Consider the following 16,269-nt stretch of genomic DNA (forward strand, 5'->3'; position numbering starts at 1 on the left):
GTTGTTAAGTTTATCAGTTTAAAGTTCGACTCACTTCGTCACGCGCAGGATGCCATTCATTCCGCGCCAGTGACCGGGGAATGTGCACACGTACGGATAATCGCCCGGTTCATTTGGCACCGTTATTTCGAGCGTAACGGTTTCACCCGAATTCACCAGTCTTGTCGAAAACAACACTTCCGGAATCTTCGGAACATACTGCATTTCAGCGGCTTTCGGATTAGCTAGAAGCTCATCCGCAGCCTTTCCAACTTTCTGCAACGTGCCAGGTTTGATGATAAGCAAGTTATGCTGCATTCCGTCCGGGTTTTCGAGATTAATCACCACTTTCTGGCCCGCCTTCGCCGTAATCAGCTTTTTATCATACTGCATGATTTCCTTCTCCACTTTCAGCTCGATCACCGTCGCATTGGAAGCCGCTGTCTTGGAAGCAGATTGGGCCAATGAAGCCGCATTGCTACCTCCTTCATTCGGACGGTTCAGTTCGAGGGATGCTTTTTGAAAATTACCCACAAACCCGAAACGGCCTTCGTAATCTCCAACTTTGTCCTCGCCTTCCATATCTTCGCCGGAACGTACCGAGTTGCTCAGCGGCGCATTGAAAAGCATATGTGCTTTGCCGGTAGCAGCTTCCTTCCCGTCGATTTCGATGCGGATATTACCACCTTCCGTAAGGCTTGCCACCACATCGAACTTGTCGGGCAACGGGTCCTTCGTCGAAGCTTTGCTTAGCATGCCGTGCTGCTTCACGGCCATAATCAGCTTGCCGTCCTGGATGTACAGCGCATAACCACCGTCTTTCCCACCCTGGCCTGCGATGAAGCCTTGCAATGCACGGTCGCGGGCTTTGGTAATGCTAGCGCGGATTGTGATTTCTTTGCCCGAAACATCCGGCGGGAATTGCAATGTGTTTCTTCTGCCCAATGGATATACTTCTCGGCTCAACGCTTCGGTTACCTGCGACGTCAGTGCAGATGGCTGCGATTGCTTGCCGGCCGCGGCCAGGAAGCCCTTCTCGTGCTGGATGGCCGCCGCGAGAATAGCGCGTGAAAGCCAGGGGTCCTTCGCATTCTGCTCGTCGAGAGATGCCTGGTAAATGGCCCTTCCCGCCTTTTCGGAAGCCGGTAATTCCGCGATGGCTACGAATACACCGAGGCGAGTATTGAGGTTGGCATCTTTCATACCTTTTTCGAGTATTTCAAAACTTTGCGCCTGTTTGGGTAACACGCTCGCCGCTGCTTTACGTACGCCCGCTGCCGGGTAGGTCAATGCTTTGCTCACCACCTGTAATGCCTCGGCATTCGAACCGTCGAGTGCCCCAAGGCCGTGCAATGTCCACAATGCATGTACAGCCGGGCTGTTCAGGCCTATTTCATCGACTTTCGGATTATTAATGATTTTATACAAATCCGGCAGTACCGACAGTTTCTTCGATTCCACGAGCAAGCGCTGCGCGGTCATGCGCCAGAACATATTGTCGTTTTCCAACGCGGCCACCAACCCCGGCAGATCATCTTTGGAGAGTTTCAATGCAGGCGATTTCTTGCCGTTTTTGTAAACAATCCTGTAAATGCGGCCGTGGTTCAAATCGCGCATCGGGCTGCTGAATGCATTGCCCGGGCCGTGGGGCTGCTCTTCAAATGGCAGGATGAATTTCGAAGGCGACTGCGCCGGCACGAACACGTTGTGCTGGATAATGAAGTTGTACCAGTCGGCAACCCATACGGCTCCGTCCGGGCCTACCTCGGCTTGTACCGGGCCGAACCATTCGTCGGAGCTGGCCATGAAGTTCCAGCCGTCTTTTTCCTTAAAACCTGCGCCGTCCGGTTCGAGAATGGCTTTGTGTATCAGCCGGATCGTCGGCTCGGTCACCAATGCGACGCGGTTCCAGTACTCTTTCGGATAGTTTCTGGCTGTGTAAAAATGGTGGCCTGCGGCGGAAGTAAACCCTCCTACCACGTCGACCTGCCGCAAATTGGGTGTTACAGCGTGCGCATCGTAATGCCCGTCGATTTTCTGAATAGCTTGTACCGAAGGCTGCTCTTCCCCTAATGTGCGCTGCATTAACCGGCCAGGCATCGAAAAGAATGCGCTGTGGGTGTTGTTGGCAGTAGAAAGAAATACGTTGTTATCCTCGGTGAAGCCGAGCCCCCAGGTGTTGTTGCTGCTGCTGCCAAGGTATTCAAACTCTTTTCCGTCCGGTTTGAAATTGTAAAGCCCCTGCGAGAAGCTCATCTTCTTGCCGTTGATAGTCCCGTTGAACGCCGAGTAGCCCAGTACTCCCCAGATTTTGTTGTCAAAACCATATTGCAGGTTGGAAGGACCGGCGTGGGTATCGTTCTTGCCCCAGCCCGTAATGATCACCTCACGTACATCGGCCACATCATCACCGTTGGTGTCTTTCAAAAACACGAAATCCGGTGCCATGGAGACAATCACGCCGCCATTGGAAAATACCATGCTGGTAGGAATGTTCAGCTTGTCGGCGAAGACGGTGAACTTATCAGCCTTACCATCACCATTCGTATCCTCGCAAATTTTAATGCGGTCGTTGGAAGCGCCATCCGTTTCCTTGAATGTGTTGGGATAATCGACCGACTCCACCACCCAGAGCCGCCCCCGCTCATCCCACGACATGGCAATAGGGTTGGTAATGTCGGGCTCAGAGGCGAAAAGTTGTATTTCAAAATCCGGTGGGATCTGCGTCAGCTTATTGGATTCGGCCGGTGAAAGCGATTCCTGCATTTTCGGCACCACATGCCGTTTGGTGTAATGCGAAATGGTGTCCGAATTGTAAATGTCCACGTCTGGCAGGTTCAATGCGGCGATTTGCGCCTGTACCTGGTCACCAATGGCCCATAGCACACCGTTTCTGACGAGGTCGAGAAAGCCTTTGTTAGTCCAGGTGCTATCCTCGTGCCCATATGCAGTGTAAAACACGCGGCCTTTGCCCTCGTTGCGCACCCAGGTGTAGGGCTCGTGCACATCCCCTTCCAGGCGGCCTTCCACTCGCTCGCCCAGGACGGTTTTGTCCGGGTTCAGGTTTTTGTGGACGTAAGTTTCATCCCAGGTCTGAAAGTCGGTGATGCCCTTCATGACCTGGTGTTCCGGTTTTAGAATAGTATTTTTAAATGAGCCCGTCTTGTGGGAAGCGAACTGGCCGCCTATTGTTTTGATATACCAGGTAGAATTCCTGAAACAACCGGAAGCCGAATGGATCGGGATAAGCCCTTTTCCGCCTTCTACAAATGCTTTCATGGCGCTTTCCTGCAAAGGCGAGAGCGAGTCATGGTTGGCGTAGATGATCAGTCCGTCGTATTTAGCCAGATTTTCAGGATTAATATCGTTGGGATTGGTCGTGTACGACATATTAATGCCGCTTTTGAACAGCTTGATCGACAACCAGGGCGCGTACTTGCCAGAATCGTGGTGCTTGCTGTTGTGCCCCAGGAACAATACTTCGGCCCTGCGGCCTTTGGAAGCGCCGGCCTTGTGGTCCGGCGTCCCGGCGGCCGACGCCCGGGAGGCCGGCCCCCCAATCTTACTTTTTGCACATGCCAGCGCCATGAGCCCGACAAGCAGAAGTGCAATGTAATTCCTCATTCAAATTGGTTTTAAAGAAACGTTTCGGTTTTAGTATTGGAATCAATCCTTACAAATTGACTTTCTGGACCGGCGAGAAAACCATGTCCTCCACATCTTTGATCTTCACACCTACCCGGGCGAACACGTAGTTCTGGGCAGGCGAAAGCGTTGGTACGGTGGCGGTGAGGTTGATCGCATTCAGGTCTTTGATGTCGGTCCCGGGCACGTCGGTCACGGCCACGTTGGTAGCGCGCGCAACAAAATCGGTTTTGTTCACATATAATGAGACCCTTTCGATGTCTTTACCCTCGGCGCCGGTTAGGATTTTTTCGAGTTTGAGCGAAACATTCACCTTACTTTCACCTCCTGAAAACTGCGGCGTGCGGATCATGTAGTAAGGCATTACTTCCACATCGAGCGCCTGGTTGCCTGCCAGCTTCACAAACAACGTGTCTTTGGCAGCAGCGTCTTTTACGATGGTCTTGAACGGCCCGCGGTTTTTGGGAAAAACCAGTTTGTAATTTCCGTCAAACAAAAGCGCCGAATAGGAACCGTCCTGCGAAATAGGCGCATCGATGGCGGCCAGCTTACCGAAGCCCGGCTGCCAGAGTTGCAGGCGCACTTGCCCGGCTTCCACGCCTACCGGCTCGCCCTTGTAGACGACCTTACCCGAAAGCATAGATTTGGGCTCGGTATAGTTGTCCTTTTCGCAAGCCGACAGGAGCGCTACCATCGCGACAAGCGGCATAATATGAAATCTGATCTTCATGATATCGTATCGTTTGAATGTGATGGCCTATTGATTCGGGTTTCTGACGAGCTTGGGGTTATTGCTGATAATGGCGTCGTCGATGTACGAATAGTAGTTTCCGAGCTGGAAGCGGTCGGCTCCGGTTACGCGGCTGAGTTTAACCTGCTTGTAAACCCATTTACCATTGTTGAGCGAGCCGGGATCGTAGATTTTGTACGACCACAATCCCCATGGCTGCGTGTTACGCTTGGTCGCTTTACCGAGGTCTTTGGAAAGTTCGGCAGCGGTGATCGCGTTGCCGTCCAGGATCTGGTGCGCGATCCGCCATCTTTTCATATCAAACAAAAGGTGCCCTTCGAATGCGAGTTCCACACGGCGCTCATGCACGAGGCGGTCGAAATTGATTTCGGATGCTTTCAGAGGCGTTGCCAATCCTGCGCGGGCGCGGACCTGGTTCATATAACCCGCCGCTTCTGCTGTCTGGCTGAGTTCAAATGCAGCCTCAGCGGCATTCAGAAGTACTTCCGCAAAACGATAGCGAACGAGCCATACTTCGCTGTTCACCCCGCGTTGACCTGAACCTACGACGGGATCGAGGTATTTGCGAAGATAGAAACCCGTTTGGGCAGTGAATTCGAATCCGTCGATCGGGCCGTCGAAACCTACGACCTGCTCAGGTACCGTTTTGCCGGGAAGCGTTTTTTGCGCACCACGGTCGTCCCCGCTGATAATCGTGCCGTTTGCCAGCTGGTAACCTGCCCAAATATCGACTTTGCGACCTTTGAAAGTAGTTCCAGGCAGCATGACCGTTCCGGCGAGGCGGGCGTCGCGTCCTGCGAAGATGTCGGTTTGCTCGTTGTAGTAAATCGGTGTTCCGTTTGCATTGTTCGTCGGAATCGGCGCAAAGGTGTTGTCGAGTTTTTCAAATGCCTCTACTAGTTGCAGCGACGGGTTAATGCGGCCTCCTTCCTCTTCCTCGGCACCGTAACGGGGCTGGTTCCAGCCGGTGAAATAATGCACTTTTCCGCTTTGCAGTTTGAAATCCTCTACAAAAATGACCTCCGGGTTGTTGGCCTTGTCATAGAAAATGCTGGCGAAGTTCTCGGAAAGATCGGGCTTCTTGGTATACAAAGCATATGCTCCCGCATTTCCTGAAATGATCTCCTTTGCAGCCGCTAACGCTTTGGTATAGTAACCATTAGCCGCATTGGCCGGAATACCTACCTCGCCGCCCGGCAATGAAACCTGAGGCGTGTTCGCGCCGTATTTCGCAATAGAACCTGCGTAAATAGCCGCCCTAACTTCCATGGCCAGTGCCGCAGCTTTGGTAGCACGCGATTTTTCAGCCACGCTGGCCGGCAATTTGTCCTTAATTTCTTCGGCTTCTTTAATCACGAAATCATAGATCTCTGATTCCTTGGCCCGAGGATGTTGCAGGTAAGAAGGATCGCCGCTGAAATCGTACACCATCGGTTCGAGGATGAGCGGCACTCCGCCCATTCTTTTCACGAGTTCGAAATAGTAGGAGGCTCTCAAAAAGCGTGCTTCCGCCAGATAGCGTTCACGGACGGCTGGTGCAAGTTTATCGGCCGCCGTACATTTCTGGATGAACAGGTTCATTTCGCGGATATAGCCATAGTCCCACGCGCTCCACGACCGCACATCCCAGCCGCTGTTCTGGAAGTTGTTATAGCGGCCCGCTTCCGACCAGAATGCCTCATTAAAGTCGCTCACAGTCATCCATCCCGGAACGTCGTTAATGGTTTTGAAGGTTGAAATATCCACATAACGGTTATACAAATCTCCCAGCACGGAGAGCACCTGGCCTTCGTCGTTCCATATCTGATCTTCGGAGAGCTGCCCGGTAGGCGGACGGTTCAGGAATTCGTCGTCGTTACAGCTCCAACCCAGGGTCAATACGGCAATCGATAGTATTTGAAATATCTTTTTCATGTTGAATTCCAATCGGTTTAAATAGATAGGTTGATGCCCACGTTCACGAACTTGTTCTGCGGATACTGTAATCCGTTGTCATCCTGGATTTCGGGATCCACACCAAACTTCTTCAAGTTGTCGATAGAGAACAGGTTATACCCATTGATATAGAACCGGGCACGTGACATTTTCAGCTTTTCCAGCACCGATTTCGGCAGCGAGTAGCTGAGCTCGATCGTTCTTGCACGGATGTACTTCACATTATGCAGCCAGAAAGTCGAATTCCTGTTATTGCTATGGTCTTTGTCGTTATAACGCAGCGCCGGATATTTTCCGGGAATCCACTGGCTGTTCACATCGAACGGATCGGTGCGGTGCCATCTGTCGAGGAAAATGCTGTTCAATGCACCTTCGTTCTGGTATGGCCAGCGTTGCTCGTAATTCTGGTTCCACGAATACATGCCGCCACCCGAGAAATCGGCCACGAAGCCAATACCCTTCCAGCTCACGGAGAAGTTCAATCCGAAGTTGACGTTCGGCTGGCCGGTCGCATTATAGCCGATCGGCCGCTGGTCGTACCCGTCGATCACATTATCGCCGTTCAGGTCTTTGTAAATCAAATCACCCGGCAGCAATGTGCGGTTGCCTTGTCCGTCGATATTAACAGGGTATTCGGCAATCTCCTGCTGCGACTGAAATTGGCCGATCGCTTCCAGGCCCCAGAAAATGTTGGTGTAGCGATCTTCGCCCGAAGCCCGGTAGCGGTCCCACGAGTTGTTGAAAATAGGTTTGTATGACGACACGAATTTGCTTCGCGAGAACGACACGTTTCCACCGATGGAGTAGTTGATATTACCCGCTTTGCCATTGTAGGTAAGCGCGCCTTCCCAACCCTGCTGCGAATCGCTGTTCACGTTTTCATCAGGCAATGAATAACCCAACTCGCTTGGAACCAGGATATCGTATTTACGGCCCAGCAATCCTGTGCGCAGACGATAGAAGTAATCGACGCTACCGGTGATTTTCGTTCCAAGGAAAGAGAAATCCGCGCCGACGTCAGTGATCTTACTTTTGAACCAGGAAATGTTGTTGATAATCTGGCCTTTGTCACGGCTTGTAACCACCGCATTGCCGCTCAGAATTACATTGCCTTTGTTGTAGTCGTAGCCAGGCAGGTAGGCATAAGGGCTTAATGGTCGGTTGGGATCATTGTTGAAAAGGATGTTGTCGTCTCCAAGGATACCGTAAGACCCTCTGAATTTCAGGTCGTCCAGAATGCTGCGCTCGCCAATGAGGTTTTTGAAGAAGCCTTCCTCCGAAATTCTCCATCCCACCGACGCGGAAGGGAAGTATCCCACGCGACGGTCCGGCGCGAACTTCCAGGAAGCATCGCGGCGAGCTGAAACCTCGAGGTAATATTTGCCTGCGTAGTCGTAATTCACTCTACCGATATACCCTATACGTGCAAGTTCCGTATCGCTGTCATTGTAAGTATCCACAGTGGGGAAGTAGATCAATGGCAGCACGTTTGTTTTGGGAACGGCATGCACCCACTGGTCCTGCACGCGCTCATCCTGCCATTCCGATACGAATGTGGCGCCCACTGTGTGCTTTCCAAATGTGTTGTTATAAGCCAACTGTCCCTGGTACACATTGCGCATTACTTTGCGGGTACCACGCTCGCGCCATGGATTGGTACTACCGCCGGTCACGGTGTAGGTATCGTCGTTCGGGTTGTAGGTGTAAGCTTTGTAGGTGTACTCGTGGCCGTTCATCACGCGGTCGGCTATGTAGTAGGAGTACATTCCTCTCGCACTGAGCCCTTTCACGCCCGGAATCTGATATTCAGCCGAGAAGTTGGTTTGCAAAACACGCCAGTATTCGGTCCAGTAACCACCAAGTTTCTTATTATTATACGCCCAGTTGGTTTCGTTGTGCTTAATATCGTTCAGATACTCGGGGTTATCGTTCGCGTACGGGCGCTCGAACGGGCGGTTACGCAGGATAGCGAAACGTGGCAGCCAATAATCGTCACCGCCAGGGATACCAGGCTGGTCGCGCTTCTCTATACGGCCGTTAATCTGCACACCGAGCTTCAAACGGTCGGTGATTTTCGCATCCACATTGCTTTGAATGTTCGTGCGGTCGAATGTAAACTCGCGGCCCAGTACCGAGTTCTGATGTAACCTGGTTGCTGAGATGTAGTAGTTAATCTTGTCCGAACCGCCGGTCATGTTCAGGTTGACGGAGCTCAACGGCGAATTCTTCTTGATAATGAAATCTTTCCAGTTAAATGTCTTGTAACCCATTTCCGTGCCGGCGCGGTATTTTTCCAATTCCGCCTGCGTGATCGACGTTTTGCCATACTGGTTCATTTCCGCCTCGGCTTTACCGTGCATCCATTGATACGAATCGTTCACCACATTCGGGAACCGTGACCAGTTTTGCCAGCCCGTATAAGCGTCCAGACTTACCGTATTCTTGGCCCCCATTTTACCGCGTTTGGTTGTAACTACCACTACTCCATTCGCCGCGCGAACGCCGTAAATGGCCGCAGAAGCGTCTTTCAGCACCGAAATGCTCTCAATATCGTTGGGAGAAATGTTGTTGAACTGGCCCGCATCCTGCTGGATTCCGTCGATTACGAACAACGGGTTACCCATATTGCGGATCTGGATGTTGGCACTCGCACCAGGACGGCCGTCGGGCATACGGAAGGTCACGCCGGGGATTTTACCTGCCAAACCGGAGCTCACCGTTGAGCCACCATGCACGCGTTCGAGGTCTTTGCTGGTCACCGTCGCGATCGCACCGGTCAGCGACTCTTTTCTTTGTGTACCATAACCTACCACCACCACTTCTTCCAAAGCCTTGTTATCCACTTTCAGCGTAACATCCAATGCGCTCTGGCCGGATGCCACCGTCACTTCCTGCGACAGGAAGCCTACAAACGAGAATATCAGAATATGCTCGCCGTTAGGAACATTGAGCGAGTATCGGCCCTTTTCATCACTTGAAGTACCGGTTTGGGTACCTTTCAATACCACACTCACACCCGGTAACCCGGCGCCGGTTTCGTCTTTCACCATACCTGATATGGATTTGTCCACCGTAGCAGCACTGAATTCTACCACCGGAATTTCTTCGGAAACCGTTTCAACGGCTTGTTCAGGATGATCGGGCTTGATAACGATCAGGTCGTTCTTGATCCGATAATGCAATTCCAGCGGTTTCAGCAAAGCATCCAAAACAGCTGACAATGAACCATTTTTAACCTTAATCGAAGCCCGGCGATCGGATTGGATCAATTTTGAGCTAAATATAAACTTGGCATTCGTTTGCTTTTCCAGCTGCGAAAAGATGGTCTTGATCTCCTCGTTCCGGATGTCAACGGTAACCTTCTGGCTCAATGCGGATTGAGCCCTCCCGTCGTTCGCCCACGTGATGCCCGCGAACAGGCCAGCCAGGATACATTGCATTAATGTGATTCGCATGAGCTTGATGAGAAAGTCTTCAGGTCGTCGAACTTTTTTCATATTTTTGAATGAATTTGTTGTTTAAGGAGATTATTCAACGAAATCTTCCCCGGTTCATCCATCGTCCAAATGGATGTGCAGTAATGTCCGTTACTGTTGGGGAACCCAGGATCAGTCATGCTGGAACATGGCTGGTCTTTTTTATTTTTTAGGCAATACGGTAGCGTTACGTCATAGGCGGCGTTCAGGGTAAAATGTTGATATGTGGTGTCAAAAACTACTTACATCCTTTTCCCAGGATTGTTATCTGGTTATCGGCCACTTCGTACTGCGCGTCGAGCGCATTGCAGATCACTTCGAGCTTTTCCTTCAAAGGCTGCCCGATCAAAGTCGCGTTCAGCGGGCAACTGCCCATCTTTTCCCGGTCGTAAACGATCCGGACATTGTAGGCGCTTTCCAGTATCCGGAACACCTCCGAAACCGGGGTTTCATCAAATACAAATTGCTGTTTTGAAACATCCTTGTCCGAAGATGCCGCCACAGCAGCTGGCAATGGAATGATTTTACCGCTCTCTTTCGAGAATGCGATCCGCTGATCGTGATTGAGGGTCACTCCTTCCAGTTCCGGTTTGTCGAGAACGGCTTCTTTTTGGCTGTTATCCAGATTATTGATGGAAAACACCGAAACCGTCCCCGTACGCACTTCTACTTTGATATCCTTACTTTCCGAGGAAGCGTCGACGGTGAAGCTGGTCCCGAGTACCTTCGTAGCCAGACCATAACTATATACCAGGAATGGCTTCTGTTTATTTTTTACTATTTCAAAAAATGCCTTTCCGGTCAAAGTAACCTCTCTCCGCTTCCTGTTGGCACCCTCCGAGTAGCTAAGCCGACCGCCAGGCTGCAACACCACCGAGCTACCATCTTGCAGCAATACCGTCATGGGTTTGTCGGTATCATTGTATTTCTGGATCGTATTCGGCAATTCTATCTCTTCACGCACCGCTACTTCCTGCAATGGACCATCCGCCTTTTTATAGTAGAACCAGTAGCTCACCGAGCCGATGCTCAGGATCAACGCCGCCGACGCCGCCACACGTGCCCAGCGCCATCCGTGCCCGCGGCTCGTTTTGAAAACGGCTTCCGGCTCCTTTTCCTGAGGGTTCGGTGCCTCATCATGCATGTGGCTTTCGACGATGCTCCACATTCTGTCGCTTTGTTTCTGGGTAGGCTGGTGCCTGCCTGTATCCTTCGCCAACAGAATGACGTACTCCCTGGCCGATTCAACGGTTTTGCGCTTCCTGGGATGTTTTTCCAGGAACGCCCGCCATTTGCGGTCGCTGAGTTCGTCGGGATGCATTACCCAGGCGATAAACTCTTCATTTCTGATCAGCTCGGTCAGAGAATAAGGATCATGCTTCATGTTTCGCGGGATGCAGTTACGTCGTTCAACAGTACAGAGCGACGAAATGCAGATTTGACCTCTTCAAAATGAAATTTTTTGAAGAAAAATTTTAAAAAAATAGTAACACCCAGAAAATCAGGGAAGAAATCAGCAGCATCTCCCGGCTCTGACGGAGGGATGTCAAGGCCTTATAGATGAAATTACGGACAGATTTTTCATTCACGCTCATGATTTCCGCTATTTCATCAATGCTAAAATCATCGAAATAGCGCAGCGTAAGTGCTTCGAGCTGGCGTTCGGGCAATTGCGCAAGCAACTCCTGTATACGTTGCGCACGCGCGGAGGAAGACTCCGCTTCGATCAGGATCGCTTCCGAATGCGTGTGATTTGCGGGCGTGTCCTCATCATCCAGTTCACTGATTTCCTCCATCGAAGGAAACTTGTCGAGCGCCACGTGAATGCGGCGGCGCAATGCGCGATAGAGGTAAAATTTAACGGAGGTAACGTTCTCCGTAAGATTATGACGCAACCGCCAGATATCGATAAACACATCCTGAACTGCGTCTTCTACCAGTGAAGAATTGGTCGAAAGCTTGCTGCCGTAGTTATAGAGCGTGCGGTGGTATTTCTCAAAGATCGTGGTAAAGGCTTGCTCATCGCCCACGCGAATCCTCTGCCATAGATCATGATCTTTGGTTTCCCCCGTTGAGGTAGCAATTTGCATCACCGCTTCTGTCTGTTTTCGTAAGAAAGCATAAAGCTAAAAATTTATCCTTAAAATACTATTGAGGCTGTCGGCTATCTTACTTCGGCTATCGGCTATTTATGCAAAAAGCTGCCTTTGAGGGCAGCTTGGTCAATTTGGAATATATATTTGTTATAGGGTACGTTTGATTTCCTTCACGAACTCTATCGTTACACCCGCCAGTTCTGCGATTTCCTTTTGCGTGAATTTCGTCTTACGGAGAAGGTTCTGGACGAAGAGTGTGTCACGTTCGAGATGGCCTTTAGCGAGTCCTTGTTCTAAACCCTGTTCCAGTCCTTCTTCTAAACCTTCTTCTTTGCCGTACTCTTTGGCTTCCTCTTTTACAATATGCAAAATAGCTTCTTCGAATGTCATAGGGATATGCGATTGATTAACTACATGATCAATTTCCAGATCTAACTGTCCATCCATTTTATCATTTCCCAACCTTACATAAAATTTCAAAAATTCCATCAACTTTCCAATCTTCCACTTCGGAATATTGCGGCTTAACAGCCTTTTAGCCAGATCAATTTTCAAACGGTAAAGTTCATCCACCGAAAGCTTCTTTCCAATGATGGCAATTTTTGTTGCCAGTACCACCTGCGCAAACGGATTATCACTCGCTTCCAACTCCGCCTCCGACTGATCCAGCACCTTATAACTATTAAACCGAAAACAAACGCTCGTACCCAGGCAAGCCTGCTCGAACTGGCTGGGCAGAAAATGCCTGCAATCGTCCGTGAGGATGGCGAATGCAGTGATGGGCTTGCGGTGCTTGTCCCAGATGCGGTAATAATAGGTAAACATCCGGTCGGGGAAAGTCTCGTCGCGGTAGCCTTGTACTTCAATGTGCACCAGCAGCCAGGCTTCGGCGCCGGAGCGGCAGTGTACTTTCACCAGTTTATCCACATACCGGGTCGCAAATGTGTCTGCTTCCGGCGGGAATAGTTGGTCGAGTTCCTGATCGAGGTATTCGAAACCTCTTTCCAGGTCGAAGAGGATCTCTGCGTTGGGAAAGAAGAATTTGAGAAAGTCATCAAAGATGTCTTCCAGTATCGATTTCCATAGTATGTCGTTACGCTTCATTTCAAAAAAGAAAAGGGTGCATGAACATTTAGACGTTCATGCACCCTTTTGGTAACGCTATTCTACAAGCTATTTTTTCACAGCTTACCGAGCTCGTGGATCAGCCTTTCGGTTTCTTCCAAAGATGTGGCAGGGAAGTTGGCAATGCGAAGCTGCGTAGCTTTACCGGCGCCATAACCGCTGCCGATCACCATGCCCTTTTCTTTGATACGCTTAATAATATCAGCGGATGGAGCCTCAGTGTCCGTAACGACCACAGTCTGTGAACGGAATGCCTTTTCCTTGACAAACGGAGAGAAACCAGCCGTTTTCTCGATAAACTTGTAAAGCAACTCTGCTTTGTGTTCGGTCTCCTTACGAATATTCTGCACACCAATACGGTTAAAATCCTCGGCTATCTTACCCAACAAGTAAATGAGCATTACGTTCGGGGTCGCGGGAGTTTCATTGTTCTGCGCATTCTTCCAAAGTGTAGGAAGGTCATTGTGTGCGCCGATGGAATACGTGTTACGGATATTTTTAGCTTTTTCCAGGCAGCGCTCGCTCACGATCCATACGCCCAAACCTGCCGGCAAACCAAATGCTTTTTGCACCGAGAAAAACGCCGTGTCGATAATGCCGTAATCGAGTTCGGGATAAGGAGCAGAAGACACCATATCCACGGCGATGAACTTGTCGGGATGCTTTTGCTTTAATTTGTGAATCTCGGCAACCGGCATTTGCACACCTGAGCTGGTTTCGTTGTGCGTGGTTGCGATCAGCTCGGCATACTCCGGCACGGCTATTTCGCCCGCCGTGAAACCTTCGCCCATTGGTTTTTCAAACTTGTGGGCATATTTATTCAGTGCATTCGAATAATCGTAAAACTTTTTGGAAAACGAGCCGTTCACGAGGTGGAAGCTTTCGAGCTCCACGGTGCTGAACAGAATGCGCTCCCATGCTTCCGAAGCCGAGCCGAGAAAAAGGATCGCGTGCGTATCAGGCACATTCAGCAGTGTCCGCAGCTGGTCTACGGTGAATTTATGTAAATCGCGATACTGCTGGCTGCGGTGCGAGATAGAGCCGAGTTGGTTTTCGACAAATGCCTTCAAATGCTGCTCGAACGTCGGGTACAGAGCGGCTGGTCCAGGAGTGAAAAAAGTTAATGACATTGGTAATGTTAAAGAATTAAATAATTAGGTGAAGAGCCGTTCTGAAAATCAAATGGTCAGCTTGTAACGGCTGACCATTCGAATCATTTCTTAGTATAGCATCCGGAAACGGATCGTTCCTTCTACCTCTTTCACTTCCTGGATAAATTCTTCTGTATAATCCTTGGCAATATCCACGATCACATAGCCGATATGCTCATTGGTTTTGAGGTACTGGCCAGTGATATTGATATTGTTTTTGGCAAAAATCTGGTTCAGCTTCGCCAGCACACCCGGTACGTTCGCGTGGATGTGCAACAGGCGGTGCGAGTCTTTCAGCTTCGGCAGTTGTACCTCGGGGAAGTTCACGCTGCCATATGAGCTACCGTTGTTCATGAATTCCAGCAATTTGGAAGGCACAAAATGACCGATATTTTCCTGAGCCTCCTCGGTGCTACCACCAATGTGCGGTGTCAGGATCACGTTGGGCAAGCCAAGCAGCTCGCTTTCGAACATTTCATCGTTGGTTTTCGGTTCTTTCGGAAACACGTCCACACCTGCGCCGGCTACTTTACCGCTTTTCACAGCTTCTGCCAATGCCTTAATGTCGACTACGTGTCCGCGTGAGAGGTTCAGGAAGATCACACCGTCTTTCATGAGCTCAAACTCGCGTTTACCGATCATGTTGGTATTCTCCTTGCGACCATCCACGTGCAAACTCAGCACGTCGGAAATCGAAAGAAGTTCTTCCAGGGTACTCACCTTTTTAGCATTTCCAATCGACAGTTTTTCGACTGTATCATAGAAATAAACTTCCATACCCAATGCTTCGGCTACAACCGACAGCTGGGTACCAATGCTCCCGTAGCCTACCATACCCAGTTTTTTACCACGTACTTCGAAGCTGCCGTTTGCAGATTTGTCCCAGATACCTTTGTGCAGCTGGTTGCTTTTGCCAACGATGTTACGGATCAGCAGGATCATTTCACCCACCGCCAGCTCCACCACAGAGCGGGTGTTGCTGTAAGGCGCGTTGAATACCGCGATACCTTTTTTAGCAGCCTCGTCGAGGTCGATCTGGTTGGTACCGATACAGAATGCACCGATCGCCATCAAACGGTTCGCATTTTCGAGCACGCGTTTGGTAATGGTCGTTTTAGAACGGATACCAATAATAGATACGTCCTTAATGCGCTCGCACAATTCGTCCTCATCGAGCGCGCCTTTCACGAATTCCACATTGAAGCCTTCTTCCTCAAATGCCTTGCGCGCAACGGGGTGCACGTTTTCAAGAAGCAATACCTTGATACGGCTCTTGGGATAAGACTGGCTTCTGCTGAATTTATTATCAAAAAGAAAATCGTCGAATGAAGTAGCGATATGGTCCGCTACCGCCGTCACTTTCGGACGCTCCACGTTTTCTGTAAATGCATAGAAACGATTGGCCAGGCCGGATGCTTTCAATTCATAGTCCGTATAGCCATCACCGATCGCGTAAACGTCGCCCGACAGGTTCAACGCAGAAAGGATCTTGATCTTTCCACCGTCCATAGACAACACGTTTTCCTCGTCGATCCCAACGATATTCCCTTCCTCGTCGAACACGAACTCGTTGGCATACACATGGTCGGCCAGGATGCCGAGCTCGGTAGCCACGGGAACGATAAACTCCTTAAATCCGCTGGAAACGATAAAAATCTGCTCCGCATTCTCCGTCAGAAACTGCGTGTTGCGCTTAAACGAATCCGAAACCTTTGTGCGCAGGAAGGAAACCAGTTCTTCAATGTGCGAACGGTTAGCTTTCAGTAAGGCGATTCGTTGGCGCAGACCATCCGCAAACGACATTTCGCCATTCATACCCTTGTTGGTCAGATCAGAAATCTTCTGAACAATCTGATCACGCTCCGGATGGCCTTTGAGGGCGATCGCGGCCAATTCGTCGAGCCCTTCCACTTTCGTGAACGTGCTGTCGAAATCAATGATAATGTACGGTGCTGGATTGAGAGTTAATGTGGACATGAAACGGGGAATAACTGAAAAATGATCGAGTTAACGGAATTTTAATCGCTAAGGGTCCGACCTGTTTGAAACAGGCCACAAAATTACCAAAATCTATTGGTATATGTTGCTAACAAAATAATGTTTGGAACAGT

9 protein-coding genes are annotated in these 16,269 nt (G+C 50.2%); all 9 read right to left on the bottom strand.

Annotated features, from left to right (window positions below; all coding sequences use genetic code 11):
• Positions 1-30 precede the first annotated feature (30 nt).
• The 9 genes from J2Y43_RS04375 to serA all read right to left on the bottom strand — a co-directional run bounded on the left by J2Y43_RS04375 (position 31) and on the right by serA (position 16,135).
• The gene (locus J2Y43_RS04375; protein ID WP_309981080.1) at positions 31-3,603 is read right to left on the bottom strand and encodes a PVC-type heme-binding CxxCH protein; all 3,573 of its coding nucleotides are present in this window, start codon (positions 3,601-3,603) and stop codon (positions 31-33) included.
• A gap of 49 nt (positions 3,604-3,652) precedes the next feature.
• Positions 3,653-4,354, bottom strand: a complete 702-nt coding sequence (locus J2Y43_RS04380) for a DUF3823 domain-containing protein (RefSeq protein WP_309981079.1) — start codon at positions 4,352-4,354, stop codon at positions 3,653-3,655.
• Positions 4,355-4,381: 27 nt separating this feature from the next.
• On the bottom strand, positions 4,382-6,289 hold the full coding sequence (locus J2Y43_RS04385) for a RagB/SusD family nutrient uptake outer membrane protein (RefSeq protein ID WP_309981078.1): 1,908 nt from the start codon (positions 6,287-6,289) through the stop codon (positions 4,382-4,384).
• 17 nt (positions 6,290-6,306) lie between these two features.
• Positions 6,307-9,807 (bottom strand): TonB-dependent receptor, encoded by a 3,501-nt coding sequence (locus J2Y43_RS04390; RefSeq protein ID WP_309981077.1) that lies wholly within the window; start codon positions 9,805-9,807, stop codon positions 6,307-6,309.
• A 217-nt stretch (positions 9,808-10,024) separates the two neighbouring features.
• Positions 10,025-11,170, bottom strand: coding sequence for a FecR family protein (locus J2Y43_RS04395; RefSeq protein WP_309981076.1), 1,146 nt, complete (start codon positions 11,168-11,170; stop codon positions 10,025-10,027).
• A gap of 91 nt (positions 11,171-11,261) precedes the next feature.
• A complete protein-coding gene (locus J2Y43_RS04400) occupies positions 11,262-11,876 on the bottom strand; it encodes an RNA polymerase sigma factor (protein ID WP_309981075.1) in 615 nt (204 codons plus the stop codon).
• Between the two features lie 153 nt (positions 11,877-12,029).
• Positions 12,030-12,986, bottom strand: coding sequence for an Rpn family recombination-promoting nuclease/putative transposase (locus J2Y43_RS04405; protein ID WP_309981074.1), 957 nt, complete (start codon positions 12,984-12,986; stop codon positions 12,030-12,032).
• Positions 12,987-13,063: 77 nt separating this feature from the next.
• The gene (locus J2Y43_RS04410; protein ID WP_309981073.1) at positions 13,064-14,137 is read right to left on the bottom strand and encodes an aminotransferase class V-fold PLP-dependent enzyme; all 1,074 of its coding nucleotides are present in this window, start codon (positions 14,135-14,137) and stop codon (positions 13,064-13,066) included.
• A 90-nt stretch (positions 14,138-14,227) separates the two neighbouring features.
• Positions 14,228-16,135 carry a phosphoglycerate dehydrogenase gene (gene serA, locus J2Y43_RS04415; protein ID WP_309981072.1) on the bottom strand — a complete coding sequence of 636 codons (1,908 nt, stop codon included), beginning with the start codon at positions 16,133-16,135 and terminating at the stop codon, positions 14,228-14,230.
• Between the last annotated feature and the right edge of the window lie 134 nt (positions 16,136-16,269).

This window comes from Dyadobacter sp. BE31, from assembly GCF_031457695.1.
Classification (GTDB): domain Bacteria; phylum Bacteroidota; class Bacteroidia; order Cytophagales; family Spirosomataceae; genus Dyadobacter.

Coding starts and splice junctions, on each gene's coding strand:
- J2Y43_RS04405 (WP_309981074.1), bottom strand. CDS start 12,986: ATGAAGCGTAACGACATACTATGGAAATCGATACTGGAAGACATCTTT.
- J2Y43_RS04395 (WP_309981076.1), bottom strand. CDS start 11,170: ATGAAGCATGATCCTTATTCTCTGACCGAGCTGATCAGAAATGAAGAG.
- J2Y43_RS04380 (WP_309981079.1), bottom strand. CDS start 4,354: ATGAAGATCAGATTTCATATTATGCCGCTTGTCGCGATGGTAGCGCTC.
- J2Y43_RS04400 (WP_309981075.1), bottom strand. CDS start 11,876: ATGCAAATTGCTACCTCAACGGGGGAAACCAAAGATCATGATCTATGG.
- J2Y43_RS04385 (WP_309981078.1), bottom strand. CDS start 6,289: ATGAAAAAGATATTTCAAATACTATCGATTGCCGTATTGACCCTGGGT.
- J2Y43_RS04375 (WP_309981080.1), bottom strand. CDS start 3,603: ATGAGGAATTACATTGCACTTCTGCTTGTCGGGCTCATGGCGCTGGCA.
- J2Y43_RS04410 (WP_309981073.1), bottom strand. CDS start 14,137: ATGTCATTAACTTTTTTCACTCCTGGACCAGCCGCTCTGTACCCGACG.
- J2Y43_RS04390 (WP_309981077.1), bottom strand. CDS start 9,807: ATGAAAAAAGTTCGACGACCTGAAGACTTTCTCATCAAGCTCATGCGA.
- serA (WP_309981072.1), bottom strand. CDS start 16,135: ATGTCCACATTAACTCTCAATCCAGCACCGTACATTATCATTGATTTC.